This window comes from Pseudomonas sp. MF6776 (genome assembly GCF_016613125.1).
GTDB lineage: Bacteria > Pseudomonadota > Gammaproteobacteria > Pseudomonadales > Pseudomonadaceae > Aquipseudomonas > Aquipseudomonas iridis.
In genome coordinates this window covers 16,749-28,127 of record NZ_JAENSQ010000017.1, presented here as the reverse complement: position 1 = coordinate 28,127, position 11,379 = coordinate 16,749, and the positions used below count along the sequence as shown (strand labels likewise).

Genomic DNA, 11,379 nt, shown 5'->3' with positions numbered 1-11,379 from the left:
GCAAGAATGGCTAAGGTATTCGCGATAGCGAACCAAAAGGGTGGTGTGGGCAAGACCACCACCTGCATCAACCTCGCAGCATCCCTGGTCGCGACCAAGCGTCGGGTGCTGTTGATCGATCTCGATCCACAGGGCAACGCCACCATGGGTAGCGGTGTGGATAAACACGGTCTGGAAAACTCGGTCTATGACTTGCTGATCGGTGAATGCGATCTGGCTCAGGCCATGCACTATTCCGAGCACGGCGGTTATCAACTGCTGCCGGCCAACCGCGACCTGACAGCCGCTGAAGTGGTTCTGCTGGAAATGCAGATGAAGGAGAGCCGCCTGCGCAGCGCGTTGGCGCCGATCCGGGAAAATTACGATTACATTTTGATCGACTGCCCACCGTCGCTGTCGATGCTCACTCTCAACGCACTGGTAGCCGCTGACGGGGTGATTATCCCCATGCAGTGCGAGTACTTTGCGCTCGAAGGGTTGAGCGACCTTGTGGATAACATCAAGCGTATCGCCGAACTGCTGAATCCGAATCTGAAAGTCGAAGGTTTGTTGCGCACCATGTACGACCCGCGCCTGAGCCTGATGAACGATGTCTCGGCGCAGCTTAAGGAACACTTTGGCGAGCAACTGTACGACACGGTCATTCCGCGCAATATCCGTCTCGCCGAAGCTCCGAGCTACGGCATGCCGGCTCTGGCGTACGACAAGCAATCGCGCGGCGCACTGGCCTACCTGGCCCTGGCAGGCGAGATGGTTCGTCGTCAGCGCAAAAATTCACGCATTGCTGCCGCTCAGGCAACTTAAGGAATCCCCATGGCCGTCAAGAAACGAGGTCTCGGACGTGGACTGGATGCACTGCTGAGTGGTCCGACTGTCAGCTCGCTGGAAGAACAAGCCGCACAAGCTGACACGCGTGAGCTGCAACACCTGCCGCTGGACTTGCTCCAGCGGGGCAAATACCAGCCTCGCCGCGACATGGACCCGCAGGCGCTGGAAGAACTGGCGCAGTCGATCAAGGCGCAAGGCGTGATGCAACCGATCGTGGTTCGACCGATTGGTGATGGGCGCTTTGAAATTATCGCGGGTGAGCGTCGCTGGCGCGCCAGCCAGCAGGCCGGTCAGGAAACCATCCCGGCGATGGTCCGCGATGTGCCGGATGAGACCGCGATCGCTATCGCTTTGATCGAGAACATCCAGCGCGAAGACCTCAACCCGATTGAGGAAGCGGTCGCGCTGCAACGCTTGCAGCAGGAATTCCAGCTGACTCAGCAACAAGTTGCCGAGGCTGTGGGTAAGTCACGCGTGACTGTGGCTAACCTGTTACGGCTTATTGCGTTGCCGGAAGTCATCAAGACCATGCTGTCTCACGGCGACCTGGAAATGGGTCATGCCCGTGCTTTGCTCGGTCTGCCGGACAATCAACAGGTAGAAGGGGCGCGACATGTTGTCGCACGAGGCCTCACCGTGCGTCAGACTGAAGCACTGGTTCGCCAGTGGTTGAGTGGCAAACCGGAGCCTGTGGAAGCCACCAAACCCGACCCCGATATCGCTCGTCTCGAACAGCGTCTGGCCGAGCGCCTAGGCTCTGCGGTGCAGATTCGCCACGGGAAGAAGGGAAAAGGCCAGTTGGTGATCGGTTACAACTCGCTCGATGAGCTTCAAGGTGTGCTCGCTCACATCCGCTGAAACATTTCCTCATGTAGCGGGCAGTCGGAAATCACTACCTGACAGTTGAATAGGGGCAGAACCGCCCCTATACTCTGCGCGCATTTTGTCGGCACAAATTATGCCAAGTTATTGAATTCTGGCAGCCGACCATTGGAGAGCAAATGTGATGGAAACCCGCAAGCCAAACCGCCTGCCGTTCCATCGCCTGGCGGTTTTTCCGGTGTTAATGGCTCAATTTGTCATTTTGCTCATTGCCGCTTTGGCGCTCTGGCAATGGCACGGAGTCGTTGCCGGATACTCGGGACTTTGCGGAGGCCTGATAGCCTTGCTGCCCAATGTATATTTCGCTCATAAGGCATTTCGGTTTTCCGGCGCCCGAGCAGCCCAGTCCATCGTCCGGTCATTTTATGCCGGCGAGGCAGGCAAACTGATTTTGACGGCAGTGCTCTTTGCACTGGTGTTTGCAGGTGTGAAGCCGCTGGCGCCGATAGCAGTATTCGGCGTGTTCGTGCTGACTCAGTCGGTCAGCTGGTTCGCTCCCCTGCTGATGAGAACAAGACTTTCGAGACCTTAGGGCGTTTGAGGCAACCATGGCAGAAACAACCGCTTCGGGCTATATCCAGCACCACTTGCAGAACCTGACCTTCGGTCAGCTACCCAACGGCGGCTGGGGCTTTGCCCACACCGCAGCAGAAGCCAAAGAAATGGGCTTCTGGGCTTTCCACGTCGATACTCTCGGCTGGTCGGTTGCGCTGGGTCTGATCTTCGTTCTTCTTTTCCGCATGGCGGCAAAGAAGGCGACTTCGGGTCAGCCAGGTGCTTTGCAGAACTTCGTTGAAGTATTGGTCGAATTCGTCGATGGCAGCGTGAAAGACAGCTTCCATGGCCGTAGCCCGGTGATTGCACCGCTGGCACTGACCATCTTCGTCTGGGTGTTCCTGATGAACGCCGTCGACCTGATACCGGTCGACTGGATTCCTCAGTTGGCCATCCTGATCTCCGGTGACCCTCACATCCCGTTCCGCGCCGTGTCGACTACCGACCCGAACGCGACTCTGGGCATGGCGTTGTCGGTTTTCGCACTGATCATTTTCTATAGCATCAAGGTCAAGGGCATCGGCGGCTTCATCGGCGAACTGACCCTGCACCCGTTCGGCAGCAAGAACATCTTCGTTCAAGCCCTGCTGATCCCGGTGAACTTCCTGCTGGAATTCGTGACCCTGATCGCTAAACCGATCTCTCTGGCTCTGCGTCTGTTCGGCAACATGTATGCCGGTGAGCTGGTGTTCATTCTGATCGCTGTGATGTTCGGCAGCGGTCTGCTCTGGCTGAGCGGCCTGGGCGTTGTTCTGCAGTGGGCGTGGGCTGTGTTCCACATCCTGATTATCACGCTGCAGGCGTTCATCTTCATGATGCTGACCATCGTTTACCTGTCGATGGCGCACGAAGAAAACCATTAAGACCAGTCTCGACTAGTCTGATGTCCTTCCCGGTCAAACGGGAAGGGGCTCTTCACAGGGCACCTGAAACGATTTGTTTTACCGCTTTAATCTAAAAAACCTAAACCATACGACGTAAAAGTCGGGAGGAAAGATGGAAACTGTAGTTGGTCTAACCGCTATCGCTGTTGCACTGTTGATCGGCCTGGGCGCACTGGGTACCGCAATTGGTTTCGGCCTGCTGGGCGGCAAGTTCCTGGAAGGCGCAGCGCGTCAGCCAGAAATGGTTCCAATGCTGCAAGTTAAAATGTTCATCGTTGCCGGTCTGCTCGACGCCGTAACCATGATCGGTGTTGGTATCGCTCTGTTCTTCACCTTTGCGAACCCGTTCGTTGGTCAGATCGCTGGCTAATTACCCGGATTCTTCCGAGTAATTTGATGTGATGGACAACGTAACTGCGAGGTGTTGGCGTGAACATTAATGCGACCCTGATTGGCCAGTCCGTTGCGTTCCTGATTTTTGTACTGTTCTGCATGAAGTATGTTTGGCCTCCGGTCATTGCTGCTCTGCACGAACGTCAAAAGAAGATCGCTGATGGTCTGGACGCTGCCAGCCGTGCAGCTCGCGACCTGGAGTTGGCCCAAGAAAAAGCGGGTCAGCAACTGCGCGAAGCGAAGGCTCAAGCAGCTGAAATCATCGAGCAAGCCAAGAAACGCGGTAACCAGATTGTCGAAGAGGCCGTTGAAAAGGCCCGTATCGACGCTGACCGTGTGAAGGTTCAGGCTCAAGCCGAGATCGAACAGGAACTGAACAGTGTCAAAGACAAGCTGCGCGCCCAAGTGGGTTTGCTGGCTGTCGGCGGCGCCGAGAAGATCCTGGGTGCCACAATCGATCAAAACGCGCACGCAGAGCTGGTTAACCAACTGGCTGCTGAAATCTAAGCGAGGGCGATCATGGCAGAACTGACCACGTTGGCCCGACCTTACGCTAAGGCGGCCTTCGAGCACGCTCAGGCCCACCAGCAACTGGCCAATTGGTCAGCCATGCTCGGCCTGGCTGCAGCGGTGTCGCGAGACGACACCATGCAGCGCGTGCTCAAGGCCCCGCGACTGACGAGCGCAGAAAAGGCCGCCACGTTTATTGACGTGTGCGGCGACAAGTTTGATGTGAAGGCACAGAACTTCATCAATGTCGTTGCCGAAAACGACCGTCTCCCGCTTCTGCCGGAGATAGCCGCTCTTTTCGACCTGTACAAGGCCGAGCAAGAGAAGTCGGTAGACGTTGAAGTGACCAGTGCTTTTGCATTGAACCAAGAACAGCAAGACAAACTCGCCAAGGTTCTCAGTGCACGACTCAACCGGGAAGTGCGCCTGCAAGTCGAGGAAGATAAAGCCCTTATTGGGGGTGTTGTCATCCGCGCCGGCGACCTGGTTATCGATGGCTCGATTCGCGGCAAAATCGCGAAACTTGCCGAAGCATTGAAATCTTGAGTTTGAAGGGGCAGCAGAGCAATGCAGCAACTCAATCCTTCCGAAATAAGTGAAATTATCAAGGGCCGCATCGATAAGCTCGATGTGACCTCCCAAGCCCGTAACGAAGGCACTGTCGTCAGCGTATCTGACGGCATCGTGCGGATTCACGGTCTGGCCGACGTAATGTACGGCGAGATGATCGAGTTTCCGGGCGGCGTCTACGGTATGGCCCTCAACCTGGAGCAAGACTCCGTAGGTGCCGTAGTATTGGGCGCTTACCAGTCTCTTGCCGAAGGCATGAGCGCCAAGTGCACCGGCCGCATCCTCGAGGTTCCTGTTGGTAAGGAACTGCTGGGTCGCGTAGTCGACGCACTGGGTAACCCTGTTGATGGCAAGGGTCCACTGGGCAACACTCAGACCGACGCGGTCGAGAAAGTTGCTCCAGGCGTGATCTGGCGTAAGTCGGTAGACCAGCCTGTACAGACTGGCTACAAGGCTGTCGATGCCATGATTCCTGTCGGCCGTGGCCAGCGTGAGCTGATCATTGGTGACCGTCAGATCGGTAAAACCGCTCTGGCGATCGACGCGATCATCAATCAGAAAGACAGCGGCATTTTCTGCGTCTACGTAGCGATCGGTCAGAAACAATCGACCATCGCCAACGTGGTTCGCAAGCTGGAAGAGAACGGCGCCCTGGCCAACACGATCATCGTGGCTGCCAGTGCTTCGGAATCTCCTGCGCTGCAGTTCCTGGCACCGTACTCCGGTTGCACCATGGGTGAATTCTTCCGCGACCGCGGTGAAGACGCGCTGATCGTTTATGACGATCTGTCCAAGCAAGCAGTGGCTTACCGCCAGATTTCCCTGCTGCTGCGCCGTCCACCAGGCCGTGAAGCTTACCCAGGCGACGTGTTCTATCTCCACTCCCGTCTGCTGGAGCGCGCATCCCGCGTTTCGGAAGAATACGTAGAGAAGTTCACCAACGGCGCAGTGACCGGCAAAACCGGTTCCCTGACCGCACTGCCGATCATCGAAACCCAGGCTGGCGACGTTTCCGCGTTCGTTCCGACCAACGTGATCTCGATCACCGACGGTCAGATCTTCCTGGAATCGGCCATGTTCAACTCGGGCATCCGCCCTGCAGTGAACGCCGGTGTTTCGGTATCCCGTGTGGGTGGTGCCGCTCAGACCAAGATCATCAAGAAGCTTTCCGGTGGTATCCGTACCGCTCTGGCTCAGTACCGTGAACTGGCGGCATTCGCCCAGTTCGCTTCTGACCTGGACGAAGCGACCCGTAAGCAACTTGAGCATGGTCAGCGCGTTACCGAGCTGATGAAGCAGAAGCAATACGCACCAATGTCGATCGCTGACATGGCGCTGTCGCTGTATGCCGCTGAGCGTGGGTTCCTGACTGACATTGAAATCGCCAAGATCGGCAGCTTCGAACAAGCGCTGATTGCTTACTTCAACCGCGATCACGCCGATTTGATGGCCAAGATCAACGTTAAAGGTGACTTCAATGACGAAATCGACGCTGGCATGAAAGCCGGTATCGAGAAGTTCAAGGCCACCCAAACCTGGTAAGCCGCAGCGGGAGCCGCGAGGCTCCCGCTTGCTAACCTGATAGGTGTTACATGGCAGGCGCAAAAGAGATTCGCAGTAAGATTGCGAGCATCAAAAGCACGCAAAAGATTACCAGCGCCATGGAAAAAGTGGCGGTCAGCAAAATGCGCAAGGCACAAATGCGCATGGCTGCTAGCCGTCCTTATGCGGAGCGTATCCGCCAGGTAATTGGGCATCTGGCCAACGCCAACCCGGAATACCGCCACCCGTTCATGATCGACCGCGAAATCAAGCGTGTTGGTTATGTTGTGGTGAGCAGTGACCGTGGTTTGTGCGGCGGCTTGAACACCAACCTGTTCAAGGCCCTGGTCAAGGACATGGCGGTAAACCGCGAAAACGGCGTCGAGATTGATCTGTGTGTCGTTGGTAGCAAGGGTGCGGCCTTTTTCCGCAACTTCGGCGGTAACGTCGTTGCAGCTATCAGCCACCTGGGTGAAGAGCCGTCGATCAATGATCTGATCGGCAGCGTCAAGGTGATGCTGGATGCCTACCTGGACGGCCGTATTGATCGCCTGTCCGTGGTGTCCAACAAGTTCATCAACACCATGACGCAGCAGCCTACCGTGGAGCAGTTGATTCCATTGGTGGCAACCCCGGATCAGGGTCTCAAGCACCACTGGGACTATCTCTACGAACCGGACGCCAAAGAGCTGCTTGATGGCTTGATGGTCCGTTACGTCGAGTCGCAGGTCTACCAGGCGGTGGTCGAGAACAACGCGGCTGAACAAGCTGCGCGGATGATCGCGATGAAGAACGCTACCGACAACGCCGGTGATTTGATCAGCGATTTGCAGCTGATCTACAACAAGGCGCGTCAGGCTGCGATCACCCAAGAGATCTCGGAAATCGTCGGCGGCGCTGCCGCGGTTTAACGGTTCAAATATTCAGAGGATCCAGCTATGAGTAGCGGACGTATCGTTCAAATCATCGGCGCCGTTATCGACGTGGAATTTCCACGCGACAGCGTACCGAGCATCTACAACGCTTTGAAAGTACAAAGCGATGCCGGCACCACTCTGGAAGTTCAGCAGCAGCTGGGCGACGGCGTGGTTCGTACCATTGCGATGGGTTCCACCGAGGGCTTGAAGCGCGGTCTGGAAGTTACCGACTCTGGCGCAGCCATCTCCGTACCGGTCGGTAAAGCGACCCTGGGCCGGATCATGGACGTCCTCGGTAACCCGATCGACGAAGCCGGTCCAATCGACACCGAAGAGCGTTGGGGCATTCACCGTCCAGCACCTTCGTTCGCTGAACAGGCAGGCGGCAACGACCTGCTGGAAACCGGCATCAAGGTTATCGACCTGGTTTGCCCGTTTGCCAAAGGCGGTAAAGTCGGTCTTTTCGGTGGTGCCGGTGTAGGCAAAACCGTAAACATGATGGAACTGATCCGTAACATCGCCATCGAGCACAGCGGTTATTCCGTGTTCGCCGGTGTGGGTGAGCGTACTCGTGAGGGTAACGACTTCTACCACGAGATGAAGGACTCCAACGTTCTGGACAAAGTGGCACTGGTTTACGGTCAGATGAACGAGCCGCCGGGTAACCGTCTGCGCGTAGCACTGACCGGCCTGACCATGGCCGAGAAGTTCCGTGACGAAGGTAACGACGTTCTGCTGTTCGTCGACAACATCTATCGTTACACCCTGGCCGGTACTGAAGTATCCGCACTGCTGGGCCGTATGCCTTCTGCAGTAGGTTACCAGCCGACCCTGGCTGAAGAGATGGGCGTTCTGCAAGAACGTATCACTTCGACCAAGGAAGGTTCGATCACTTCGATCCAAGCGGTATACGTACCTGCGGATGACTTGACCGACCCGTCGCCAGCGACCACCTTCGCCCACTTGGACGCCACCGTCGTTCTGTCCCGTGACATCGCCTCCCTGGGTATCTACCCAGCGGTAGATCCACTGGATTCGACTTCGCGCCAGCTGGACCCGAACGTAATCGGCCAGGACCACTACGACACCGCTCGCGGCGTTCAGTACGTTCTGCAACGTTACAAAGAGCTGAAAGACATCATCGCGATCCTGGGTATGGACGAACTCTCGGAAGCCGACAAGCAGTTGGTTAACCGTGCTCGTAAGATCCAGCGCTTCTTGTCCCAGCCGTTCTTCGTGGCTGAAGTCTTCACCGGTGCTTCGGGTAAATACGTTTCCCTGAAAGACACCATTGCTGGCTTCAAAGGCATCCTCAACGGTGACTACGACCACCTGCCAGAACAAGCGTTCTACATGGTTGGCGGCATCGAAGAAGCGATCGAGAAAGCCAAGAAACTGTAATCCCGGCGCCCGGCAACGGGCGCTCATTTAGGTTGAGGCAATCAGATGGCTATGACAGTCCATTGCGATATCGTCAGCGCGGAAGGAGAAATCTTTTCCGGCCTGGTCGAGATGGTGATTGCGCACGGTGCACTGGGTGATCTTGGTATCGCTCTGGGTCACGCGCCGCTGATCACTAATCTGAAGCCAGGTCCGATCCGCCTGATCAAGCAAGGCGGGGAAGCCGAGGTGTTCTACATCTCCGGTGGTTTCCTCGAGGTTCAGCCGAACATGGTCAAGGTGCTTGCCGATACCGTGCAACGTGCCGCCGATCTGGATGAAGCTCAGGCTCAAGCAGCTCTCAAGGCTGCCGAGGCTGCCTTGCATGAGCGTGGCGCAGAGTTCGATTACGGCGCTGCGTCCGTACGTCTGGCCGAGGCTGCAGCTCAGCTGCGCACCGTCCAGCAGATCCGCAAGAAGTTTGGCGGTTAATCCGTCATCCGCTTGTTGTGCGATTGATAAAAAAGGGTAGCCTCGGCTACCCTTTTTTCTTTTCCGAATTCTAGAACCCCGGTCGCAGTTGCTGACCTCCAGGATTGGTAGCCAGTCATGTCTCTCGAAATCGTCATCCTCGCGGCCGGTCAAGGCACTCGCATGCGCTCGGCTCTGCCGAAAGTGCTGCACCCGATTGCCGGCAATTCCATGTTGGGCCATGTTATCCACAGCGCCCGGCAACTCGACCCGCAGCGTATCCACGTAGTAATCGGCCACGGTGCCGACGTGGTGCGCGAGCGTCTCGCGGCCGACGATCTGAACTTCGTGTTGCAGGACAAGCAACTGGGCACTGGTCACGCGACTGCCCAAGCCGTGCCATTCATTACTGCCGACACTGTGCTGATTCTTTACGGTGACGTGCCGTTGATCGAAGTCGAAACCCTGCAACGCCTGCTCAAGCATGTCGTTCCAGGGCAGATGGGTTTGCTGACCGTGGAGCTCGACGACCCAACGGGCTATGGCCGCATTGTTCGCAACGCCGACGGCAAAGTTGCCGCCATCGTCGAGCACAAAGATGCCAGCGAAGCGCAGCGCGCGATCACCGAAGGCAACACTGGCATTCTCGCAGTGCCGGCCAATCGGCTGGCTGACTGGATGAGCCGACTCTCGAACAACAACGCACAGGGCGAGTATTACCTGACCGACGTTATCGAAATGGCCGTCAGCGATGGTCTGGTCGTCGCCACTGAGCAACCGCTGGATCCGATGGAAGTGCAGGGCGCCAATGACCGTAAGCAACTAGCCGAACTGGAGCGTCATTACCAGCTGCGCGCCGGTCGTCGTCTGATGGCTCAAGGTGTGACCCTGCGTGATCCGGCCCGGTTCGACGTACGCGGAGAGGTCACGGTGGGTCACGATGTGCTGATCGACGTTAACGTGATCCTCGAGGGTAATGTCGTAATCGAAGACGACGTGGTCATCGGTCCGAACTGTGTGATCAAGGACAGTACCCTGCGCAAAGGCGTGGTGATCAAGGCCAACAGCCACATCGAAGGTGCAATTCTCGGCGAAGGCAGCGATGCCGGTCCGTTTGCTCGTCTGCGACCGGGCACCGTGCTCGAAGCCCGGGCGCATGTGGGTAACTTTGTCGAATTGAAAAATGCCCACATGGGCGAAGGCGCCAAGGCAGGTCATTTGACTTACCTGGGCGATGCCGAGATTGGCGCACGCACCAACATTGGTGCTGGCACCATCACCTGCAACTATGACGGCGCCAACAAGTGGAAAACCGTGTTGGGCGCGGACGTGTTCATCGGCTCCAACAACTCATTGGTGGCGCCTGTGGATATCTCCAATGGTGCGACCACTGCGGCGGGTTCTACGATTACGCAGAATGTGGATAACGCTCAGTTGGCAGTAGGCCGCGCACGGCAGAAGAACATTGATGGCTGGAAGCGGCCAGAGAAGATCAAAAAGGACTGAGTTATCCACAGTCTTTTTTGAGATCTGGAATCGCAGCCTTCGGCAGCTCCTACACAGGACTGCTGGGGTCTGCGATTTTTTTTGTTTGCCGGGTTGACGATTTATGGTCAATAGGTTTTGATTGCTTCCGTTATCTTTCGAATCGAAACTTAAGCCATCGCCATGTCGAAACGCAACACGCCTCAACGCCGCCATAACATTCTCGCATTGCTCAACGAGCAGGGGGAGGTGAGTGTGGATGAATTGGCCAAGCGCTTCGAAACCTCAGAAGTTACGATCCGTAAGGACCTGGCTGCGCTTGAGAGCCACGGTTTATTGCTGCGCCGCTACGGTGGAGCGATCACCATGCCTCAAGAACTTGTCGCGGAAACCGCGCAGAGCGTTTCCAAGTACAAGCAGGCAATCGCCCGCGCGGCGGTAAAACGCATCCGCGAGCACGCGCGCATCATCATCGACAGTGGCAGCACTACCGCCGCGATGATCCCTGAACTGGGTCAGCAACCGGGTCTGGTGGTGATGACCAACTCCCTGCACGTCGCCAACGCTTTAAGTGAACTTGAGCACGAACCGGTGTTGTTGATGACCGGCGGCACCTGGGATCCGCACTCGGAGTCCTTCCAGGGCCAGGTGGCTGAGCAAGTACTACGCTCTTACGACTTTGACCAATTGTTTATCGGTGCCGATGGCATCGATCTGGCGCGCGGTACGACCACGTTCAACGAACTGCTCGGTCTGAGCCGGGTCATGGCTGAAGTGACGCGTGAAGTGATCGTGATGGTCGAGGCCGACAAGATCGGTCGCAAGATTCCCAACCTGGAGCTGCCCTGGAGCAGCGTCCATACCCTCATTACCGATGATCGCCTGCCTGTTGATGCACGCGATCAGATTCAGGCCCGCGGTATCACCGTGATTTGCGCGGCTGTCAGTCAGGAGAAATAAGC

General features: G+C 56.8%; 13 protein-coding genes. All 13 read left to right on the top strand.

The genetic code is table 11. The features are described from left to right. The first annotated feature begins 6 nt into the window (after positions 1–6). The 13 genes from JJD74_RS19155 (at position 7) to JJD74_RS19095 (ending at position 11,377) form a co-directional block, all read left to right on the top strand. Positions 7–804, top strand: coding sequence for a ParA family protein (locus tag JJD74_RS19155; protein ID WP_007911909.1), 798 nt, complete (start codon positions 7–9; stop codon positions 802–804). 9 nt (positions 805–813) lie between these two features. Then, positions 814–1,686 carry a ParB/RepB/Spo0J family partition protein gene (locus tag JJD74_RS19150; RefSeq protein ID WP_047303468.1) on the top strand — a complete coding sequence of 291 codons (873 nt, stop codon included), beginning with the start codon at positions 814–816 and terminating at the stop codon, positions 1,684–1,686. Positions 1,687–1,834: 148 nt separating this feature from the next. Beyond that, complete coding sequence (locus JJD74_RS19145; protein ID WP_008084411.1) at positions 1,835–2,242, top strand: F0F1 ATP synthase subunit I; 408 nt, start codon at positions 1,835–1,837, stop codon at positions 2,240–2,242. A 16-nt stretch (positions 2,243–2,258) separates the two neighbouring features. Further along, complete coding sequence (gene atpB, locus JJD74_RS19140; RefSeq protein WP_042556894.1) at positions 2,259–3,128, top strand: F0F1 ATP synthase subunit A; 870 nt, start codon at positions 2,259–2,261, stop codon at positions 3,126–3,128. 133 nt (positions 3,129–3,261) lie between these two features. Then, positions 3,262–3,519, top strand: coding sequence for a F0F1 ATP synthase subunit C (gene atpE / locus JJD74_RS19135; RefSeq protein WP_003097235.1), 258 nt, complete (start codon positions 3,262–3,264; stop codon positions 3,517–3,519). A gap of 59 nt (positions 3,520–3,578) precedes the next feature. Beyond that, on the top strand, positions 3,579–4,049 hold the full coding sequence (locus JJD74_RS19130; protein ID WP_016772403.1) for a F0F1 ATP synthase subunit B: 471 nt from the start codon (positions 3,579–3,581) through the stop codon (positions 4,047–4,049). 12 nt (positions 4,050–4,061) lie between these two features. Continuing rightward, entirely contained in the window at positions 4,062–4,598 is a 537-nt protein-coding gene (locus tag JJD74_RS19125) for a F0F1 ATP synthase subunit delta (RefSeq protein ID WP_200616571.1), read from the top strand. A gap of 21 nt (positions 4,599–4,619) precedes the next feature. Next, entirely contained in the window at positions 4,620–6,164 is a 1,545-nt protein-coding gene (gene atpA / locus JJD74_RS19120; RefSeq protein WP_042556892.1) for a F0F1 ATP synthase subunit alpha, read from the top strand. A 50-nt stretch (positions 6,165–6,214) separates the two neighbouring features. Further along, entirely contained in the window at positions 6,215–7,075 is an 861-nt protein-coding gene (atpG, locus tag JJD74_RS19115; protein ID WP_042556891.1) for a F0F1 ATP synthase subunit gamma, read from the top strand. 27 nt (positions 7,076–7,102) lie between these two features. Then, positions 7,103–8,482 carry a F0F1 ATP synthase subunit beta gene (atpD, locus tag JJD74_RS19110; protein ID WP_042556890.1) on the top strand — a complete coding sequence of 460 codons (1,380 nt, stop codon included), beginning with the start codon at positions 7,103–7,105 and terminating at the stop codon, positions 8,480–8,482. A gap of 45 nt (positions 8,483–8,527) precedes the next feature. Beyond that, positions 8,528–8,953 carry a F0F1 ATP synthase subunit epsilon gene (locus tag JJD74_RS19105; protein ID WP_042556889.1) on the top strand — a complete coding sequence of 142 codons (426 nt, stop codon included), beginning with the start codon at positions 8,528–8,530 and terminating at the stop codon, positions 8,951–8,953. 117 nt (positions 8,954–9,070) lie between these two features. Further along, positions 9,071–10,438 carry a bifunctional UDP-N-acetylglucosamine diphosphorylase/glucosamine-1-phosphate N-acetyltransferase GlmU gene (gene glmU / locus JJD74_RS19100; protein ID WP_200616570.1) on the top strand — a complete coding sequence of 456 codons (1,368 nt, stop codon included), beginning with the start codon at positions 9,071–9,073 and terminating at the stop codon, positions 10,436–10,438. Positions 10,439–10,600: 162 nt separating this feature from the next. Next, positions 10,601–11,377 (top strand): DeoR/GlpR family DNA-binding transcription regulator, encoded by a 777-nt coding sequence (locus JJD74_RS19095; protein ID WP_042556887.1) that lies wholly within the window; start codon positions 10,601–10,603, stop codon positions 11,375–11,377. The last annotated feature ends 2 nt before the right edge of the window (positions 11,378–11,379 follow it).